Origin of the sequence: Paenibacillus lautus NBRC 15380, from assembly GCF_004000945.1 — a bacterium.
Taxonomy (GTDB): domain Bacteria; phylum Bacillota; class Bacilli; order Paenibacillales; family Paenibacillaceae; genus Paenibacillus_AQ; species Paenibacillus_AQ lautus.
The window spans coordinates 47,202-67,673 of sequence record NZ_BIMF01000014.1; the positions used below are offsets into that span (position 1 = coordinate 47,202).

19 protein-coding genes are annotated in these 20,472 nt (G+C 49.4%); 6 read left to right on the top strand and 13 right to left on the bottom strand.

Going from position 1 to position 20,472, the window contains the following annotated elements:
* Positions 1–184: 184 nt before the first annotated feature.
* Both PLA01S_RS21745 and PLA01S_RS21750 read right to left on the bottom strand, forming a co-directional pair.
* Positions 185–1,834, bottom strand: coding sequence for a sensor histidine kinase (locus PLA01S_RS21745; RefSeq protein ID WP_127594001.1), 1,650 nt, complete (start codon positions 1,832–1,834; stop codon positions 185–187).
* Positions 1,803–2,555 carry a response regulator transcription factor gene (locus tag PLA01S_RS21750; RefSeq protein ID WP_246059748.1) on the bottom strand — a complete coding sequence of 251 codons (753 nt, stop codon included), beginning with the start codon at positions 2,553–2,555 and terminating at the stop codon, positions 1,803–1,805. Before PLA01S_RS21750 ends, PLA01S_RS21745 begins: the two co-directional genes overlap by 32 nt.
* Before the next feature lie 234 nt (positions 2,556–2,789).
* Between PLA01S_RS21750 and splB the strand changes: the two genes are divergently transcribed.
* A complete protein-coding gene (gene splB, locus PLA01S_RS21755) occupies positions 2,790–3,815 on the top strand; it encodes a spore photoproduct lyase (protein ID WP_127594003.1) in 1,026 nt (341 codons plus the stop codon).
* 110 nt (positions 3,816–3,925) lie between these two features.
* Here splB and PLA01S_RS21760 read toward each other — a convergent pair whose 3' ends face one another.
* Complete coding sequence (locus tag PLA01S_RS21760) at positions 3,926–5,944, bottom strand: bifunctional diguanylate cyclase/phosphodiesterase (protein ID WP_127594004.1); 2,019 nt, start codon at positions 5,942–5,944, stop codon at positions 3,926–3,928.
* Positions 5,945–6,307: 363 nt separating this feature from the next.
* Positions 6,308–6,646: a winged helix-turn-helix transcriptional regulator gene (locus PLA01S_RS21765; protein WP_100539780.1), complete on the bottom strand. Its 339-nt coding sequence runs from the start codon at positions 6,644–6,646 to the stop codon at positions 6,308–6,310.
* Positions 6,647–6,931: 285 nt separating this feature from the next.
* Between PLA01S_RS21765 and PLA01S_RS21770 the strand changes: the two genes are divergently transcribed.
* Together PLA01S_RS21770 and PLA01S_RS21775 are read left to right on the top strand one after the other, a co-directional pair.
* Positions 6,932–7,804 carry a hypothetical protein gene (locus tag PLA01S_RS21770; RefSeq protein ID WP_246059749.1) on the top strand — a complete coding sequence of 291 codons (873 nt, stop codon included), beginning with the start codon at positions 6,932–6,934 and terminating at the stop codon, positions 7,802–7,804.
* Entirely contained in the window at positions 7,804–8,397 is a 594-nt protein-coding gene (locus tag PLA01S_RS21775; protein WP_127594006.1) for an NAD(P)H oxidoreductase, read from the top strand. The genes PLA01S_RS21770 and PLA01S_RS21775 overlap by 1 nt, the downstream gene beginning before the upstream one ends.
* A 196-nt stretch (positions 8,398–8,593) precedes the next feature.
* Here PLA01S_RS21775 and PLA01S_RS21780 read toward each other — a convergent pair whose 3' ends face one another.
* The 7 genes from PLA01S_RS21780 to PLA01S_RS21810 form a co-directional block, all read right to left on the bottom strand.
* Complete coding sequence (locus PLA01S_RS21780; RefSeq protein WP_127594007.1) at positions 8,594–9,013, bottom strand: OsmC family protein; 420 nt, start codon at positions 9,011–9,013, stop codon at positions 8,594–8,596.
* Between the two features lie 31 nt (positions 9,014–9,044).
* Positions 9,045–10,046: an ABC transporter ATP-binding protein gene (locus tag PLA01S_RS21785; protein ID WP_127594008.1), complete on the bottom strand. Its 1,002-nt coding sequence runs from the start codon at positions 10,044–10,046 to the stop codon at positions 9,045–9,047.
* Entirely contained in the window at positions 10,030–11,052 is a 1,023-nt protein-coding gene (locus PLA01S_RS21790; RefSeq protein ID WP_127594009.1) for an ABC transporter ATP-binding protein, read from the bottom strand. The genes PLA01S_RS21785 and PLA01S_RS21790 overlap by 17 nt, the downstream gene beginning before the upstream one ends.
* Positions 11,053–11,074: 22 nt before the next feature.
* Positions 11,075–11,980: an ABC transporter permease gene (locus PLA01S_RS21795; protein WP_100539774.1), complete on the bottom strand. Its 906-nt coding sequence runs from the start codon at positions 11,978–11,980 to the stop codon at positions 11,075–11,077.
* Between the two features lie 15 nt (positions 11,981–11,995).
* Positions 11,996–12,946 (bottom strand): ABC transporter permease, encoded by a 951-nt coding sequence (locus PLA01S_RS21800; protein ID WP_127594010.1) that lies wholly within the window; start codon positions 12,944–12,946, stop codon positions 11,996–11,998.
* A 99-nt stretch (positions 12,947–13,045) separates the two neighbouring features.
* Positions 13,046–14,644 carry an ABC transporter substrate-binding protein gene (locus PLA01S_RS21805; protein ID WP_127594011.1) on the bottom strand — a complete coding sequence of 533 codons (1,599 nt, stop codon included), beginning with the start codon at positions 14,642–14,644 and terminating at the stop codon, positions 13,046–13,048.
* 310 nt (positions 14,645–14,954) lie between these two features.
* The gene (locus PLA01S_RS21810) at positions 14,955–15,905 is read right to left on the bottom strand and encodes a phosphotransferase enzyme family protein (RefSeq protein ID WP_246059751.1); all 951 of its coding nucleotides are present in this window, start codon (positions 15,903–15,905) and stop codon (positions 14,955–14,957) included.
* Between the two features lie 174 nt (positions 15,906–16,079).
* On the opposite strand from PLA01S_RS21810, the gene PLA01S_RS21815 reads away from it, so the two are divergent.
* The 3 genes from PLA01S_RS21815 (at position 16,080) to PLA01S_RS21825 (ending at position 17,489) form a co-directional block, all read left to right on the top strand.
* A complete protein-coding gene (locus tag PLA01S_RS21815) occupies positions 16,080–16,343 on the top strand; it encodes an AbrB/MazE/SpoVT family DNA-binding domain-containing protein (protein ID WP_127594012.1) in 264 nt (87 codons plus the stop codon).
* Positions 16,340–16,744 (top strand): type II toxin-antitoxin system death-on-curing family toxin, encoded by a 405-nt coding sequence (locus PLA01S_RS21820; protein ID WP_127594013.1) that lies wholly within the window; start codon positions 16,340–16,342, stop codon positions 16,742–16,744. Before PLA01S_RS21815 ends, PLA01S_RS21820 begins: the two co-directional genes overlap by 4 nt.
* 121 nt (positions 16,745–16,865) lie before the next feature.
* Positions 16,866–17,489 carry a TetR/AcrR family transcriptional regulator gene (locus PLA01S_RS21825; RefSeq protein WP_127594014.1) on the top strand — a complete coding sequence of 208 codons (624 nt, stop codon included), beginning with the start codon at positions 16,866–16,868 and terminating at the stop codon, positions 17,487–17,489.
* Between the two features lie 73 nt (positions 17,490–17,562).
* On the opposite strand, the gene PLA01S_RS21830 is transcribed toward PLA01S_RS21825, so the two are convergent.
* Together PLA01S_RS21830 and PLA01S_RS21835 are read right to left on the bottom strand one after the other, a co-directional pair.
* Positions 17,563–18,702 (bottom strand): toxic anion resistance protein, encoded by a 1,140-nt coding sequence (locus tag PLA01S_RS21830; protein WP_127594015.1) that lies wholly within the window; start codon positions 18,700–18,702, stop codon positions 17,563–17,565.
* A 67-nt stretch (positions 18,703–18,769) separates the two neighbouring features.
* Positions 18,770–20,458: a vWA domain-containing protein gene (locus PLA01S_RS21835; protein ID WP_127594016.1), complete on the bottom strand. Its 1,689-nt coding sequence runs from the start codon at positions 20,456–20,458 to the stop codon at positions 18,770–18,772.
* Positions 20,459–20,472 lie beyond the last annotated feature (14 nt).

The window sequence follows — 20,472 nt, forward strand, 5'->3', positions numbered from 1 at the left end:
TTTTATTGTTTTGGTTGATAATCAAATTGTATGCGGTTTCAAAATTGGCGTATATGCAACATTTTTTGGATATGTATCACTTTTTTCATGACCTTCTTGTTCTCCACTTCAAACTACAAAAAAAGCGGCTGCCTCAGCACACCGCTTTCATTACCAATGCTATGGACGGAATAACCTACGCTGTTCAGGAGGCTGGAATGACCATCGATACTTCCGTTCCGCTGCCTGACTCACTATGAATATCGAGTCCGTAATCCTGTCCGTAATACAGCTTGATCCGGTCATTCACATTCCGAACACCGCAGCCCCCGCTCTCTCCGGCCAGCAGCCTCGCCGCCTGCACGGGAGTCATGCCCACCCCGTTATCGCTGACGATTAGTTTAATTCCCCCTTCGACCAGGCTGACCCCTATGTGGATTTGGTAATCTGCCCCTCCTGCCTCCACAAACCCGTGTTTAATGGCATTCTCCACAATCGGCTGCAAAATAAAATGGATGATCTCGGTATGTAACACTCTCTCATCAATATGATAATCCACGTCAAACCGCCCATCATTCATAATAAGCTGCAAGTCCAGGTAAGCCTTGATGTGCTGCACCTCATCCTTGATCGTTGCCATATGCCTCCCCTGATTCAGCGTCGTTCTATAGAACCGGGCCAATGCCGATACCATATAACTCGTTTCGATATCCGCCTTCTTCTCGGCCCTCCACCGGATAAAGGAGAGGGTGTTGTATAGGAAGTGCGGATTAATCTGATTGATCAGCTTGTTATATTCGCTTTCCCTCTTGGCGATTTCGGCTTGATACACCTGGGAGATAAGGCTGTTGATCCGTTTCAGCATTTTGCCGATGCCATTGGTCAGCTCACCGAATTCATCCCTGGACGAGCTTTGGATAATGACATCCAGATTGTTCTGCTCCACCTTGTCTACTTTGTTCTTAATATGGATAATTCTGCGCGTGAAATTGTTGGAGATCACATAAATGAGCAGGAAGGTAATGATTAAGCTGAGGATCATGACAAACAACGTAATTTGAAAAATACCGAGCGCATTAGCGTACGCATTCGTGTTCAGCAAATGGTAGTGAACCGTCCAGCCATTGTTAGCGAGTGACCGGCTTAGGCTCAGCCCGCTCGGCTCCCCATCCTCCAAACCGGCAGATGCATCCGGCGCCTTGCTTTCCTTGAATATCACCCGCTGCTCAGCATCCTCGATATGAACCGCCACATGCTCCGACAACTTGTCCAGGTCTGCAAAGATGCTGTCATGCTGAATGGAAATGACCATGAAATTGCTGTCCTTCGGATTGCTGATCAGCTCCTGAACGAGATAAAGCTTCTCTCCGTCCACAATCCAGCGTCTGCCCCGAAATCCATCATACCAAGACTTGCTCTTAAGATCCCCGATCGGCAAAATATTGTCGCGAATCCCCAGCAGCTCACCGGATGTATAAAAGGTAATGGCCTCAATATCCTCGTCCATCAGCCGGATGTTCGAGATCAACGGCTCCAGGATGTCCCGGAAATCCAGGTACATGTTAAAATAGTTCTCTTCGTAATCCTTAATGAAAATTTGGGATAAATCCCGATTCAGAACCATGAACTCGCTCAGTGTATTGTACCGCTTAATCTTGTAATCCATAATGTTCGCCACCTGCTCCAGGCTGGCTTCGGCCTCGCTCCTCAGTTCCTTCATCTGAATGCGGTAGGACTGAATGAAGGAGAGCAGCCCGAGCAGCAGAATGGGAATGAGTGCAATCACCAAGTGGGACAGCAGCAGCTTGTTGCGGAACCTGATATCATTGAACTTGTTCTTGATCCACCCGATCATGGAGCACCCCGCACTCTCTATACTGTATCGGACTCACGCCGAACTTGCTTTTGAACAGCTTGGCAAAATAGGAATGGTTATCGATACCAACCGCTCCGGCGATATCATTGACCTTCATATTGGAATTCTGGAGCAGATGGCTTGCCCGCCGCAAGCGGTAATCGGTCAAATACTTCGAGAAGTTCTCGCCGGTCTCTTTCTTGAACAAAATACTCAAATACCCCGGGGACAGATATACATCGTGGGCTGCATCCGACAACGAAATATCCCGCTGGTAATGATCCTTCACATAATCCTTGACCTGAAGGATGACCTTGGACTCCAACGACTCCTGCTGGTGGTCCCCTCCATAAGGGCTGATCTGGGTAATGTCCTCCATCACCTCCAGAAACTCCTCCCTGACCAGCGGCTTCAGCAAGTAATTTACCACGCCCAGCCGGATGGCGCTGCGGGCATATTCAAATTCGTCATAACCGCTGCAAATGACGATCTTTAGATCCTGCTGCATCTTTCGGGCTTGTTTGCTTAGCGCAAGTCCATCCATCAGAGGCATTCTGACGTCGGTGATGAGGATATCAATCGCATTTTCCACCAGAATCCGCTCCGCGCTCATTCCGTTCTCGGCTTCCAATACTTGAAAGGGGAAGCGGTACTGAGAGATCAAATCCTTAATGCCTTCTCTTTGAACGGACTCATCGTCAACAACAAGAACATTAAACATCATGAAATCTCCTTTGCATATGAAAAGTATGGGAATCATACAGGGAAATATAGGTTGTTATAAATGGTATGCCTGTTATGTCGTAGTATATCATAGAATCCGGAAAGGGCTTTCATAATCGTGCTAAAGCCTGCGTATCCGCTTCTCCTTTGGATAACTTGAACTATGCATGATCATCACGACCGTTGCCAATCCTATACATCATATTCTTTATTTAGCGGGGAGGGAGATTACTTGGAGCGTTTTGACCCGGAACTGGTCTTTTTTGAGCCGGACGCGTTGGAGTATCCGCTTGGAAAGAAGCTGTATGCATGGTTTGAAGAATTAGGTACCCCCATTAAAATGACAACCTCTCACAATAGGGTGACCGGCATTCCAGGAGAATCGGAAACTGAAAAATACCGCAACGCCAAGAGAACTCTGGTTGTCGGGATCAGGAAAACATTGGACTTCGATACCTCCAAGCCGTCAGCGGAATATGCCATCCCGCTAACTACCGGATGTGCGGGACATTGTCATTACTGCTACCTGCAAACGACGATGAGCTCGAAACCCTATGTGCGGATTTACGTGAATCTGGATCAAATCCTGGATAAAGCAAAGGCCTATATCGCGGATCGGGCCCCGGAGATTACGCGTTTCGAAGCTGCTTGCACGGGGGATCCCGTATCGCTTGAGCATTTGACCGGAGCACTTGCTTATTACATTGAATTTATGGCCAAGCAGGAATATGGCCGACTTCGATTCGTGACGAAATTCGCCAACATCGATTCCCTTCTGAATATCGATCACGGCGGCCATACCAGGGTCCGCTTCTCCATCAATTCCGATTATGTCATCCGTTATTTCGAGCCGGGCACCTCTTCCTTCGAAGAACGGATTGAAGCCGCGGGCAAAATTGCCGAAGCCGGATATCCGTTAGGTTTCATCATTGCCCCGATCGTCAAATATGACGGATGGCAAGAGGGATACTGGCATTTGTTAGAGAAGCTTCATGAGCGATTAAGCCATGTGGAGGTAAAGGATCTGACGTTCGAGCTCATTCAACACCGCTTTACCAAAACGGCCAAAAACACCATTTTAAAGCGTTACCCCAAAACCAAACTGAATATGGACGAGGAAGATCGGCAGTTAAAATGGGGAAGGTACGGAAAATTCAAATATGTCTATAAGGCCGAAACCGTCGAGGAGTTCCAGCAGTTGTTCGAGAAGGGGATCCAAGAATATTTCCCGCGCGCGAAAATTGCCTATTTTGTTTAATTGCAGAGACTTGAGGGAACCAAGTGGTTATTATATGTCTCCAATAACAACATAACGGACACCTCACGGTGCCCGTTATTTGTATGATCTGCATCTATTCCTTCTACTTTTCATCCAAGGGTCACGATCTCTTCGTTCTTGTGTTCTTGGTCGTACATCCAGACCTTAATCTCATTGATATCCATCGGCTTTCCGTAATAATAACCCTGCATGACATGGCAGCCAAGCCCGGTCAAAAAGTCGATATGCTCCTTGTTCTCTACACCTTCCGCGATGACATCCAGATTCAAATTCTCTGCCATAAGAACGATGGCGTTAACGATGGCACGTTTGCTGGGCGTGTCCAAATCATTGGTGAACTGGCGGTCCAGCTTTAAAGCATCAATCGGAATCCGGTCGAGGAGTCCAATCGAGGAATAACCGGTTCCGAAATCATCCATGGAGACCTTGACCCCCAAGGACCTGATATTCCCGAGCTGGCGGATAATATCATTCACATCGTGCAGCACCATGGACTCTGCTATCTCCAGCTCTAACAAGCGAGGTTCCAGATTCGCCTTGTCCAGCACGTTTTGAATAAGCTCAAGCAGATTGTCGCCATGAAATAAACGAATCGATAAATTCACCGAGACCGGCTGGACGATTCCTCTCTCCTGCCACACCTTGCACTGTTTGCATGCTTCCTCAAGCGTCCATCGGGTCATCGGTATAATCAGCCCCGTTTCTTCCGCAATCGGTATGAATTCTAGCGGGGATACCACGCCTAATCGGGGATGCTTCCAGCGGAGCAGCGCCTCGAATCCGACCAAGCGATCACTCTGCACATTCCATTTCGGCTGATATGCAATGAAGAACTCCTTCAATTCAAGCGCTCGCTGCAGGTCCTTCTCCAATTCCATTTTACGAACCTCTTGAAGACCCATCCCCTCGTCATAGAGGCATTGCTGATTCTTGCCCAGCCCCTTCGCTTTATACATGGCGGTGTCCGCATTCTTCAGCAGCGTCGTACGGTCAGAGCTATGGACAGAACCGATGCTGATTCCGATGCTTGCCGTCACATACAGCTCGTTACCGTCGATATGGTAGACGTTTTTTATTTTTTGGAGTATATCGTCTGCTAAGCGCTGGGCATAATTGGGGTCGCTTCGCTTTAAAATAATCAGAAATTCGTCCCCGCCGATCCGGAATACCTGCTGGCTGCTTCCCATGAATTGACGCAGTCGCTTACCCACTTCCTGGACCAGCATATCCCCAACATTATGACCCAGCGTATCGTTGATCGCCTTAAATTGGTCCAGATCCAGAAACAGGATCGTAATTTTCTCCGTCTCGGCATTCGTCTCAAAGAATCGGTTCATTTCATTGCGGTTAGGCAAGCCCGTGATGGTATCCTGATAGGCCAGCTTTTCCAGCACATGCCGGTCAAAGAACATCGCCCCCCAGGAAATCAGCAGGATGACAAAAATCGTGACCGTCACACCATACAGAAGCAGAAAATCGACAGACTGCGGCTGCTGCGTGATCATACCAGCATGAGCCTCAAACCGTGCAGCTTTCATGCCGGTATAATGCATCCCGCATACGGCAAATCCCATGACAACCGCCGAGCCCCACTTGAGAAAGCTGGACTTGGGATGATTCCGAAAGCGGAGAAACAATAATAAAGCCGCATAGGAAGCTACCAATGCAATGATGGCAGACAATACCCAAAGGCCGGGATCATAACTGATCTCAGCATGTATGACCATGGCTTCCATTCCCATGTAATGCATGATGACGATGCCGCTTCCCATAATGAAGCCGCCAATGGCGATTTTGGACCAGTTAATACTTTTGGGCATCGTAATATAAAACGCGATGAAGGAGGAAACCACGCTGACAAGCATCGACATGATGGTCAGAAAGACATCGTACCTCACATTCATATTCATGTGCATGGCCAGCATGCCGACAAAATGCATGGACCAAACGCCGCTTCCCATGACCATAGCGCCGCCGAATAGCCAAAAAAACTTGGATTTGCCGTTCGCCTCTGAAATTTTGGATGTAATATTTAAAGCCAAGTATGAAGCAAGTATCGCAATCGCAATTGAAAGCCCAACAATATAATAGTTATAATTGCCGTCCATCTGAGCTGTGCACACCCCTTTTGTGAGTAATTCTTAAGTCCTATGAAGATCATACGTTTCCTAGCGGATAACGTTTCTATTAATTCACGGTGACTCGCCCCTGTGCATGCCAGGAAAAAGCAATCCTTATTTTCACGGCCTCCCTAGTCCTGCACTTCTCCATATTATATCTATAGTAACTATTCAATTTCTCGACAAACAAAGAAAGGTGCGAATGCGTCCGGATTTTAATGGGTCTAAAGAACTAATTATTCTACGGAGTTCGGGTCTATTCCTCTATCCTATCGAAAATATGGAGCGACAATCTTAAAAATAAAAAGCTACGGACCCTTATTAGGTCAGCAGCTTTTATTTTGTCTGTCCTCAAGGTGTAATTACCTTCGATTTTCCATTCAAGTACTTCTCGCCCCATTCACAGATTTGATCAAGGATCGGTTGTAGTGAAACGCCCAATTCACTCAGCTCGTAGACGACCTTAGGCGGCACTTGATTAAAGACCGTTCGCGTGATAATCCCATCCTCCTCCAGCTCCCGCAGCGTCTGCGTTAACATTTTCTGCGTAATATCCGGCATCTGCTTCTTAATTTCACTCGTTCGCTTGGGGCCATAACTTAAGTGGCACAGCACAATGACCTTCCACTTGCCGCCGATGACATCCATGGTCGCCTCAGACGGAATATTGTATTGTCGCTCCCCATTCATAAGAACTTCTCTCCTTTTCGAACGGAAGTGGCATATGGCTGATAACAGGCACTTTGGGGTACTAATGATACTTTTAGGTACCTATAGAACAATGAAGTGCGTACTTCCTTTCCGTCATTATATGTTACATAATCCCCTTATACCAGTAGTCAATATGGAAATTGGAGTTACATTGCCGGAGGTTATGGCGTAATCGGGAGTGCCGTTGCCCGGCATATCCGAACGATCAATCAAGAGGCAGAGATTATACTCGCCGGAAGGAATCCCGAGAAGGGGAACTTATTAGTGCAAGAGTTAGGGAACGCCCGTACCGCTTTTTTAGATATCCGCCAGGGCCAGTCTCCAACGGAGCTGGATCAAGTCGACCTTATCGTTTCTACCATCCAGGATCCGGCCGACCTCCTCATTCAAGAAGCCCTTGCAAAAGGAACTGCACATATCGGGATCACGAAGCTTGCCGACGAACTGACACCAATTCTATTCGCCATGCAAAACCATCCCCCTCAAGCGCCGATTGTGCCTCTGGGACATTCGCAAGCAGGGATCCTGACCTTGGTCTCGTATCAGGAGGCGAAGTCTTTCCGAAGCATCCAATCAATTAGCTTGGCTGGTCACTATGATGAACGCGATCCGATGGGGCCTATGACGCTGGAGGAAACCGAAGGGTTTATCAGCCGTGCTCTCCTCCGGGAAAACGGGATATGGAAGTGGGTTGAGGCTGCGAAGTATCCGAGAAGCATAATTCTTTCAAACGGTTCCCGGGTAGAAGGTCATCCCATGAGTCTGTTGGATGTTCCAAGCCTCGCTGCTGTTACGGGAGCGCCTAATATTCGATTCGACTTCGCCATTCATGACTCTATAGGAACACGGGCTGGAGGCAAGGCCTCCCAAGACCTCTACATTGATCTTGAAGGTGTTCTTCTTGACGGCCGTTCCACGAAACGGAGAATCGCGTTGACTGATCCGAAAGGACAGGCACATTTTACCGCCCTCGGTATCCTTCTCTCCATTGAGCGTATTCTGGGTTGGGACGGCTCACCTCCTGCTCCCGGAGGCTTCTATCTACCGGAAACGCTGGTTCCTCTTGAAACTGCAATGACACGTATTGAACAATTTGGCATTCAAATTCGAAGAGAAGAAAGAGACGGTGAACCTTAATGAAGGTATTAACGGTTGTTACGCATCCACGCGAAAATTCCTTTACATTTGCAGTTACCGAGAAGTTTGTACAAGGGCTTCGCGACTCCGGGCATGAAGCGGAAATTCTGGACCTCCACCGCATCGGTTTCGATCCGGTCCTGTGGGAGGCAGACGAACCCGATTGGACTGATCCTAACAAACGGTATTCTCCTGAGGTTGAGGGTGAAATCGCACGAATGAAGGAGCACGACGCGCTGGCCTATATCTTCCCGGTGTGGTGGTACGGAATCCCGGCCATGCTGAAAGGGTATATCGACCGTGTCTGGAATCATGGCTTTGCTTACGGAGGCGGATCAAAGCTTCATCACCAACAGGTGTTATGGCTGGCGCTCGCGGGAGCTTCGGAAGATCATTTTGCCAAGCGGGGCTATGATCAGATGTTATCCCTTTCCCTCAATATCGGGATGGCCGACTACTCCGGAATCAAAAATTCCCGTGTGGAATTCTTCTATGATACGTTAGAGGGCAGACCGGAGCATATGGAGAGTTTGCTCGAACGAGCTTATCAGCTGGGATTGCATTATGCGGATTCTGGAGTAAGCGTGAAATGATTGCTTTATAACGGCATGACACATTCCAGCAATTCATCCCGAACGCTATACGGCGTACGGCGAAAATAGATACAGCACGCACTCATAATATTGCATTGCATGGTCCCTTAAGAACAGAACAGCCTGAGTCCGCGATGAATCCTGGACTAAGGCTGTTGTTGGATTGGCTTGAAAAATTAACACAAAAGCTTATCCATTACGCATTGCTGCTCGTTTCGATGGGCTCATTCACTTCGATCAGTTCAACAACGGCCTCGCTCTTCAGCGTATTGCCGATCGTGCAGGCGCGTTCTACAACAGATTTTAGCTTCTCCTTGTACGCTGCCTCCAGGGTTGGCGGCAGTGTGACATGGACGTTGAAATGCGAGAACTTATTGCTTTTATCCTCTGCCTTTACCGACGACACTTCGACATGAATGGAAGACTTATCGTAATCCACGCCGTCGTAAGCCATTATTTTTTGGAGCGAGATGGATACGCACAGCGCCAGGGACGCTTCCAGCAGTTCTCTCGGTGACAAGCCGCCCTCCAGATTCGGGCCATGGTTTCCTGCGATCTGAAACCCAGCTTCATTGAATATTTGATCCTGGCCCTCTACAATTTTTAACGTTGTCATGTTCTTCGCCTCTTTTCTTTTAGTCTTCGTTTCAGGATGAACGGCTCTCATCAACCAGATGACAAGCTACCTTCTGGTTGGGCCGAACTTCTCTTAAAGCCGGAACCTCTGCCTTGCATACATCCGTTGCATAGGGACAGCGCGTATGAAAAACACAACCGCTTGGCGGCGATAAGGGGGACGGGATTTCCCCCCGCAACATGATCCGTTCCTTTAATCGGCTGCGGGTAAAGTCAGGTACCGCCGAGAACAGTGCCTTCGTATAGGGATGCAATGGCTCATGGAACAAATCGTCCGTCAAAGCCTCCTCCATTATTTTTCCGAGATACATAATGCCGATCCGATCGGAAATATAACGAACCACGCTGATATCATGCGTAATAAATAATAGCGTTAATTTCAATTCCCGCTGCAGATGCTTGAGCATATTCAAAATTTGCGACTGAATGGAGACATCCAGTGCCGAGACCGGCTCGTCGCATACGATAATCTTCGGATTCATGATGAGCGCGCGCGCCAAGCCTAAACGCTGGCGTTGACCACCTGAGAATTCATGGGGAAAACGGAAATAATGCTCCGGCTGCAGGCCCACGGTTTTCAAGATGTGAAAGACTTTTTCCTGACGCTCTGCCTTGTCTCCCATTTTATGAATAATCAGGGGTTCCTCCAGAATCCGGCCGATTCTCTTCCTCGGGTTGAGTGATGAGAACGGATCTTGAAAAACAAGCTGTACGTCCCTGCGGAAGTTCCGCATTTCCTCCCTCGACATCGCAGCCAAATCCCGGTCCCGGTATAGAACCTGACCTTGGCTTGCCGGGGTTAATCCTAAGATGGTACGCCCCGTGGTGGTTTTACCGGAACCGGATTCTCCAACAAGACCGTACGTTTCTCCCTCTCTTAATTGAAAGGAAACATCCGTTACGGCTTTCACATATCCCTTGGCGCCCCATAACTTACCGAAAGATCCGTACACCGGAAACTGCTTGTGAAGGGAGCTTACTTTTAAAATTGAATGATCAGCTGCTTGTTCCAACGGTTGTCTCCCTCCCTTGCGAATCGTTGATGGCCTCGTAATGCCAGCACTTCACTCGATGGTCTGTATGGGCCGTTCGCATCGGCGGCTCTGAGGTACGGCATAACTCATCGGCATATGGACATCGTGAAGAAAAGCCGCAGCCCTGAGGAATATCCGTGAGAGAGGGCACCGTTCCCTCAATGACATGAAGCGGGTCGCTCCTGTCTCCTTCCAGCTTGGGGATTGATTGAATCAGTCCCTGCGTATAGGGATGCAGCGGCGTGTGAAACAAGCGCTCCGTAGGGGCTTCCTCCACGATTTGCCCTAAGTACATCACCTTCACACCCGTACAAATTTCCGATACGACACCCAGATCATGCGTTATGAACAGCACGCCCATGCCCATTTTTCGGTTCAAGTCCGCAATGAGCTCCAGAATCTGCGCTTGAATCGTTACGTCGAGCGCGGTTGTCGGTTCATCCGCAATCAAGAGGTTGGGCTCACAGGAAAGCGCCATGGCAATCATTGCACGCTGCTGCATCCCTCCCGACAGCTGATGAGGATATTCATCCACTCTCACTTCCGGAGATGGAATACCCGTCATCCGCAGAATCTCAATGGCTTGCTGACGGGCCTCTTTCTTGGACTTCTTCTGATGGAGGCGTATGGCTTCACCGATTTGATTGCCAATCGTATATACGGGACTTAGGGAGGTAAGCGGGTCCTGAAAAACCATGGAGATTTTGTCGCCCCGGACCGCCCGCAATTTAGAATGCGGGAGAGACAGCAGGTTCTGCTTCTCAAACAGAATCTCTCCCTCGTACTCGATCGCATCCGTATGGTCCAGCAGCCTCATGATCGATTGGGACATTACGCTTTTTCCGCTGCCGGATTCCCCGACAATGCCGATGATGTCGCCTTTATTCATGGAAAAACTGACTCCGTTGACGGCCGTCACTTTCCCCCGCTCGGTATGAAAATGCGTTTTTAGATTGTTCACTTCCAATAGAGGCTCGTTATTCATGAAATTACCTCCAGCTTTATATTCATGACTTTCTCAGCTTTTGCTTCACGCGGGGATCCAGCAAATCACGCAGTCCGTCGCCCAGCAAATTTAAGCTCAGGACAGATAGAACAAGCGTTGCTCCTGGAAATACAACCATCCACCATGCCTTATAAATAACAAGCTTGCTCGCCTGCAGAATATTCCCCCAGCTGGCTTCAGGCGCAGGAATGCCCGCTCCGAGAAAGCTTAGCGCGGCCTCGGATATAATGGCTTCGGCAAACACGAAGGTAGCCTGCACCAGTAGCGGAGATAGCGTATTGGGCACGATGTGCTGCCATATGATGCGCGTGGAGCTTGCCCCCTGGACATGCATTGCTTCTATGTAGGTTTGCTCGCGGACCACCAGCGCGGCCGAGCGAACGACCCGGGCGATATTCGGCGTGAACACGATGGTTAGCGCCGTGATGACATTGATGGCGGATGCGCCGAGCGCAGCCATTAAGGCAATAGCTAGCAAGATGCCCGGAATCGCAATCAATCCGTCACAGATGCGCATGAGAATATGATCCAATGTTTTATAGTACGTGGCATAGACGCCGATCACGAGCCCCAGAGCGGAGGACAGCAGCGCAACCGCCAGTCCTACGCTAATCGATACCCTGGCGCCGTAGAGAAGCCTGGTTAACAAATCCCGGCCGAATTCGTCGGTACCCAGCCAATGCTCGGCCCCTGGCGGCATTAAACGTTCCACAACCTTCATGTCATACGGACCGTAGTTCGTGAAGAGCGGTCCGATCAGCGCCAGAATCACCAACAAAACAAAAATGGTCGCTCCGATCAAAAGCCCATAGTTCGACCTCAGTCGGCGATATCCTAGTGCACGCTGCTCTTTTTTCAGCTTTTTACTGACTTGAGCGACGTATTCTTTTTCCTGAACAGTTGCCATCCAATCACACCTCTTTTATTTGCGTTCCAAACGAACACGCGGATCAACCGCTCCATAAAGCAAGTCGATGATTAAGTTGATGGTGACGTACATAAGCGTAACGACAAGCACCACGCCTTGGATCACCGCGAAGTCCCTTCTGGCAATGGAATTCAAGATCAATTGACCCAATCCGGGAATATTGAATATCGCCTCCACGACCACGGCCCCTGTCACCAACGTGCCAAACGTTTGTCCAATGACGGTCAGAATGGGCAGAAACGCGCTCCGAAACGCATGTTTGAACAGCACCTTCATTTCATGCAAGCCTTTGGATCTGGCTGTCTTGATGAAATTCAAATTCAGCACTTCCAGCATGGACGAACGGGTCATCCGCGTAATCAGGGCTGCCTGTATGGTCCCGAGGGAAATGCCGGGAAGAATCAGATACTTCATATGTTCCCAGAGCCCGCTGCTGAGCGGTTCATATCCAGCCACTGGCAGCCACTGCAGCTTGACGCCAACAAACAGCATAAGGAACAATCCCAGCAAAAAACTAGGTAAAGCCATGCCCAGCAAGGATATCCCCATCAGCGTATAATCTGCGAGGGACCCTCGCTTGTAAGCAGCGATAATCCCGAAGGGAATCGCCAGTATAATTGCGATAACCTGTGCCAGAATGGCCAGCGATAGCGTGGGGGTTACATGCTCCGCAATCGCTTCGCTGACCGGCTGATTCATGAAGATCGAATCCCCCAGATCCCCCTTGAACACGTTGGTTACCCAGCTCGTATATTGTTCGAGTATGGGGCGGTCCAATCCCAGGTCCTGATTCAGCTGCTGTATTTCCTCCTGCGACGCCTCCATTCCCAATATGGCCGCCGCCGGATCCCCTGGCGTAATGTGGATGATCAGAAAAATAGCGATGGTGACAACGGCCAGTACAGGAATCAGCGACAAAAGTCTTTTCGTAATATAAGCCAGCACGGCAAACCCCTCATTTGTACATGGTCTATGAATCCAATTTCAAAAAAGGAAGGTGTTATCGAAGTTACTCCGGTAACTTGTAACACCCTCCATATACGCTTACTTCGCTACTTTGGCATTCCAAACCACCGGTGCTTCGAACAACTCGAAGCCTTCAAGCTTCTTCGTTGTGGCGACGACGCCATTATAATGGCCGATGACGGTGGAGGAAGCAAATTCGTACAGGAAGCCCTGCAGCTTCTCCCATTCCTGCTTGGCGGCTTCCGGCGTAGCTGCGCCGCGAATATCGATCAGCGCCTGTTTGACCGTTTCATTATCAAGACCGGCCCAATCCGGATTGACGGCCAGCAGCTGCGGCGGCGTAATCTGATAGCCCGTGCTCGCAACGAAAATGTCCCACTTGGAGCGGTCGTTCTTCGTTTCTAGAAATGTCGGGAAATCGAAATTCTCCACTTTTACGTTCATGCCGATCTGGCGAAGCTGCTCCTGAATGACCAATGTGGCCGTGTACATCTCGTTATAGTCCTTGGTCGTCAGCAGCGTGATTTCTTCGCCGTTATAACCGGCCTCTTGCAGCAGCTGCTTGGCCTTCTCCGGATTCGACTGATTGTAATACTCCGCTCCGGCTTCGGTCGACCATTGGACTTGGTTCGTATTCAGGTAACCCGGCGCCAGGGAGTATAAATCCGGCTTGGCGAAGCTCGCCAACATGATCTCCTCATTATTAAACGCGGCGAGAATGGCCTGGCGAATCTTCACGTCCTTTAACAATCCCTCGCTGGTATTGAAAAATGCGGTCAGTGCACCTCCAGGGAACGAGAGCAAATTGATATTGCTGTCGGCAGCAAGCTCATCATAGCTTTCGATCGGAATGCTGTCCGCCACATCGTACTGTCCGGTCTTCACGCCTGCAATGCGCGTGGAATGATCCGTAACAAAATGGAAGTACAGATTCTTGGTAGGAGCTTCTTTTCGCCCGTCAAATCCGCTTGGCTCCGTATCCGCCACCTGATGATAATCTTCATTACGCACCAAGTGTATGTACTGATCCTGCTTCCATTCCTGGAATTTATAAGGTCCTGTACCGATGTACTCCTTGATTCCGTCAGCCGGCGCCGATTCTACAATCTCTTTCGGCATGATGGAAGGGAACTGCGCTTGCGATGCAATAAGAATCAACACGTCGGATGTAGGCGCCTCTACAGTCAGCTTCACGGTATACTTATCGACGGCCTCAAATTTAGCATTCGTTAGCAGCACCTTCGCACGGGACGAAGTCACCAGCCAGCGGTTCATCGAGGCTACAACATCCTCGGACGTCATCTCTTTCCCGTTGTGAAACTTCACGCCTTGGCGAAGGGCGAACGTATACGTTAAACCATCCTCGCTTCTTTCGACCGACTCTGCCAGAGCCGGTACGGGCTCATAGTTTGCATTCAGTGTGTAGAGCTGTTCGAAGATGTTGCCTGCCGTATCCAACGCTACCGCCGATACCGTCAAGGCCGTATCCAACGTAGGCGGCTGAGCCGTAAGCGCAATGTTCAGCTCGTCTTTGTACTCTTGTTGTTCGGCTTGCTTCTCACTTTCTTTGTCTTCGGCTGCGCTCTCTGCTCCCTGGTCGGAACCATTGCCGCATGCCGCGATCAACATCATCAGCACGATCGACGATAAGAGTAAACCTAACTTTCTGGCTTTCATTGTAATCCCCCCATGTAGTAGACATATGCATATGAAATATATGCATCATGCTCTGTCAAAAACTTGTGAAACGAACGCACCCCTATAATCTAAGTTATCTGGTAGGTTTAATAAGTTATGCACATACTAATAGATTCGCTATTTGCTGTCAATGCAATAATTGATCGTGCTTGAATTAATTTCCTGTTTCGAGTAATTCATGATTTAATCCTTGGTTTAGGCGACCTTCTTCTTCGGCTGAATACGCTGCGGCAGACCCTTACGTTAACTAAAAAAAGCCCTGGTTCCGACTCGAACCAAGGCTTTCCGCTTATTCAATTGCTGGGAAACTTCGCAAAATCTTTTCCTTGCGTCCCCTCATATACCATTGCCCCCACGGATGGAGTTTATCGAGCTTCCCTCCACAGGCATGGAATAGCTTAATATAACGCCCCATTTCTCGCAGCTTCATGAAATACGGGATTTCTCGAAACCACTGTTCCTCCAGATGATACTCCAGACGGTATCCTTCCAGAAACGGGGTCAGAAACGGACCCGGCTCCGCATCCGCCCCTTCGGTTAGACCCGAGAAAAACGCGGCGACCGCAATATCATCAATGAACCATGAATATCGGCTGGCATCAAAATCAATCAAGCATAACGAATCCTCATAGACAAAAAAATTGCCGTAATGAAAATCCGCATGGATCAGCCCATAAGCGTCCACTGCAATCGGAAGCTTCGATATATAATGGAGCAATGCCTCATAACGACGGGTGATCCCTTTCTCGGTTAGCGGCAAATCGATATGCCGAACTTTCTCCGCCTCATCCGACCAATCAGGCCGTTTTGTAACGGGATCCAGATGGGTATACCCTTTGGTGATGCGATGCATGCAGCCCATGAATTGGCCCATTCGCCTGTATAAGCTCTCATCGGCATCGTTCTCCCCGACCGGACGCCCCTTGGCCTCCTCGTAACAAACCACCGTAAATTCACGGTCCTCCATCCGGATACGCTCCGCCAGATTCCCTTCCACCGAATAAAGCGGTCTCGAAACGCAGACTCCCTTACTTCCGAGAAACTCGACCCACTGCACCTCGCCCTCAATTTTCACATACGGTTTGTGGGACTCCTCCGTTATGCGCACATAAACGATCTTGGCACCAAGTTGATAAGAACGGATAAGGCTGTGTTCGGAAACATGCGTCTGTACCTTATCCTTCTCCAAGAGTCCGAACTTGCTTGCAGCGACGGCCATAAGTTCGTTCCGTTGTTCCAATTGCAGCGCCTCCCTTCAATCCGGATGATTCTATATCCATGATCATAAATTTCTTCCTAATGTATACCCGATTCCTGCATTTATCTACTTACCCATGGCAAAGATTTATCTTGCTCCTCATTGAATGTATAATTGTTATAACAGTTGAATAATATGATAAGGAGGAAACTTTATATGAGCAGGGTGAACGAAATGGAACGGAAAGTAACTAAATTCGGCAACAGCTTGGGAATTACGATGACGGATGCTCTCAAACAGATCGGCTTAGAATTAGGTGATACGGTACAAATTGATGTTAATCAAACAAATGGAGAGATCATCATTAAAAAAGCTAATAAGGTCTCCCTTCCTGACGGCCTCAGCCCTGATTTCTTAGATACTTTGTCTGAGATCATGAGCGAATACGACCAGACCTTAAAAGGGTTAAAAGATCGATGAGCCCTATACGTTATCTAACCTCTCAAGAGGTTATCGCCATAAACGTGGCAATGATACAGAAATATAGCATTGGCGAGCATATCGGTGTGAAAAATTCACATTTACTGGAGTCTGCCCTCCATCGGCCTCAACCATCAACTTTTGGAGAAGACGCTTATTTATCCATCTGGGAAAAATCAGCCGCATTATTCGAATCACTGGGACAAAATCACCCATTTCAAAATGCCAACAAAAGAACAGCTTTCACGGCTCTTCTCCTGTTTCTACGTTACAACGGTTATCGATTTATCATGGAACAAAAACAAGCGGAGGATTTTACGGTCGATATGGTAAATCATAAATTCACCTTTCAAGAACTTACGTCCCTCATTAAAGAATATTCCATTGAAATAACGCCATAAAACAGCGGTCCTTGTGCGGGCCGCTGTTTCCGCCGATGTATACGCTCTTGTTGTCGTCAAAAGGGTGGGAGGATATAATACGGGTAAAATAAAATCGTCATGTTTGAAAGAAGGCCCGATTATGAATCCCGAAACCCGAAATGCCCGAACGCAACTCATCATCGAAGCAGCAGAGTACGTATTTACTCATAAAGGCATTGAAACAGCCACCATGCAGGATGTCGCCACCGAGGCCAAAATGGGCATAGCCACCATTTTCCGGTTTTTTCCGCGTAAGGAGAAACTCGTCGTTGCCGTTGCTACGAAAAAGCTGGAGGCCGTTCTCGAAACCTTCCTTTCCATCGCGGAACGGAAGGTTTCCTGCATGGAGAAGCTGGAGCTGCTGTTCGACCACTTCATTTCCCTGCTGGAGCAGCAGACGAGCTCGAACGTCAAGCTGCTTGAGAACTTCGAGAGTTATGCCGCCCAGTTCACGGAGCCTCTGGAGGACATCGAGCTGTTTAACGCCGTCTACCGGGACATATCCCAGGTATTCTCAACGATTGTGGAACAAGGCATTGAAGACGGATCGGTTCAAGCCGATCTTCCGATTTCCGAGACGCTGACCACCATCGTGAATACATTCGGCATTTTTGCCAGAAAGCTGTCCCTCCAGAAAAACATCCTAGTGGTCGAGCCGGACCTCGCGCCGGAGAAGCAGCTGGCGATTCTCAAGCACATTCTGCTCAACTATTTGCGAGCCTAGGCTCGGGCCAAGTAAAAAGAGTGCGCAGCATCACGACTGCACACTCTTTTTTTGATGATATCCCTGGCTTCCCCTATAAGCCCAGCTTCTGCCCCCGCTCCAAGCGCTGGATCTGCTGCTCACCCGTGACCGCCAGCTCACTGAACTGATGGATCGTCTCACGCATCCGCGGGAGAGCCTCCTGCTTGTATGTGCTGATGGAATCGAGCGCCGACAGCACATCCGTGAACGCTTGCTTCAAGGTATCGACGGAGATGCTCGTTTCCAGCGACTGCTTATGGATCGCCGCACCTTGATCCTTCAGCATTTTGGAGGTAGCGCTGATCAGGTTGTTCGTGGTTTCGTTCAGCAGCTCGATTTTCTTCAGGACAATCTTCTGGTTGTACAGGGCACTAGCCACCGTGACCGAGATTTTCAGCGCCGTTACCGTTACGTTTCTCGCCCGATCCACGCCGCGAATTAATTCTTTGTTGTTCCGAATGACCACTTCAATGGCCATGATTCCCTGCTGGTTCACGACCAGCATCTGCTGCAGGTCCATCACGCGCTGGCGCAGCGGAAACAGCACCTCTTCGGTGATAAACCGGATTTTATCCTCCGACTCCTGCCGTATTTTAGCCGCCTCGACCTGAGACTCGATCTCTGCGTCCATGAGCATGCCCAGCTGAATTTCCTTTTGCAGCTTTTTGGTGAGCTCGCGGAGGGTTTGCTGTTCAATCTCCAGCGTGGTGTTGTCGTTCTTTAATACGGTTTTTCCTTTATCCAGAGAAATAATGATATCCGAAATGACGGCATCGGCCTTTTGAAACTTGGCAAAATATCGGCGCAGCGGGTTAAATACCATCCCCAGCAGCCCGCTTTTCGCAAAATCCACGACGCTTGGGTCCAGATCCTTCAGCTGCAGCTGCAGCTCCGTTAACCCTTTAGCCACTTGACCGCCTTCATCCCCGGTTTTTGATAATCTTCCCACCTGAACCTGCAGGAGCGCATTCTTCTCCGAGGAGGATCTCATCGAGCTGATCCCAAAGCTTTCAATGGATTGCAGCACTTGTCTTCGCTTCTCGAGCGATTCGATATCCAGCTCCATGATGGCCTGCACATTGTTAGCCGCCAGCTCCTTTAGCTGCGTGACTTCTTCCGGCTCAGGCTTCACCTGCTCTTCAATCGCCGTCTTAATCTCTTCGGGACTAATGACTTCCATCGTAAATGACAATATAACCCCTCCTCCAAGTTTCTTGTGTGAACCATTTCGTTATATGTGAAAAACGCTTGTGATGATGCTACATCTGCACATTCAGCAGCTGGCCGATTTTGTAGACGACATCGTCGGTATCCGCGTTGATGCTCGCGGCTTCATTGATGCTGGAAATGCTCTGGAGCGCCTGGATGTCGGCATTATAGCCAATCGTGTATACCGGGATTTTGTAGGCTTGGATCAGTTCTCGAATATCGTCGAGGGAATGCCCAACGTTTGTCTCTCCATCACTCAGCACAAAAATCAGGGGCTTCACGTCCGGATTCGCCGCCATCTCGTCCTGGAGCATCTTCATCGCCACCACGATGCCATCAAAGGTCGCAGTATTCCCGCTGGCTTCAAGGCTGTTGATCGCTCCGACAAACATCGACTGCTGATTCAAATCGTACTTGCCGATCGGAAGGTTGATCGTAACGTCCGTGGAATACGATACAAAGCCGATGCTGTTATCCCGGCCCAAATATTTCTGTCCCGTTAACAGCGATTCCTTGAGACGGTTTAACGGCTCGCCATCCATGCTTCCCGACACGTCCGCTACAAACACAGCCGCAACCGGCTTGTTGCCGTCTTTTTTCTCTTTCCACAGCTTCTGGGCGGACGGCAGCAGGCTGCTGTCGACGACCTCAAGCTCGGATTGGTAATCGTTTAGACCGTTGAAGCCTTTTTTGTCGGCTAACTTCTGGTATTTGTCCTGCTCAACAAACGCCGCGAATTTCTTAATGATGTCCAGCTTCTCCTTCGGCACTTTCCCGAGCGCATACAAGGGACTGTCGTGCCTTACGCCAAACGGGGTAAAGACGTAACCGCTCTTCATGTCCGCCGCGTTGACATAGGTCTGATACTCCAGAACAAAGGCATCCAGCATGCCGGACTTCGCCGCATCGCGCATCTGGATCGTGGTCGAAGCCGTGAAAGGGACGTTCGCTTGGAATTTCTCGAAGCCCTGCACCGCTTTTTCGCTAAGCAGATCGGAGCTGTCAAACGTTTCAAGGGCCGTGATCAGAAAGTTAAGCCCCGTCGAGCTGGCAAAAGGATCCGTGTAACCCATCGCCAATTCATTATTCGCAATCGCATCCGTCAGCGTTTTGACGTTCAAGGAGCCGTACTTCTCCACCAACTCGTCGTATTTGGCCTTTCGGGTGACGACGCCGGTGACGTTCCCCGTCAGGCGCTTGGATACGAGCTCGGCTTTGACGCCATATTCCTTGACCATCTCCCCCCACAGCTCATTGGAAGGCGTAAAAGCGTCCGGCACGTACTTCCCGGATGTTATGTAATCGGTTGCGGTTCCCGAAGCGATATTACGGATCTTCACGGATACCGGTTTGCCGTTCACCATCGGCTTGGAGCTGTTGAACTCCTCTGCCACTTCATTCAGCCATCCGTCAATGCCTGGCCCTGCCTTCTCGGGCGAGGAGAAGATCTCAACATACAAGTTCGTCGTATTCTCGACCGAGATCGGAAACTTGGATATATCGGGCAGGGAGTCGGCTACAGCAACCGGGTCCAGATCGACTTGGCCTTTTATGGGGTCGGCGGTCGTGACCACGATATCCTTGTAGATTTTGTTGATTTTCTTAGCCGCGCCTTCCGAATCGACCTCGGCTTGGCTTTTGCCCAGATTGGAGGTTAACGTGATCCCCGCATACACTAGAACAAACACGACCACTGCAATGGCCACTAATACGACAAAGGCACTACCCTTGCTTCGCATAATCATCTCCCTCT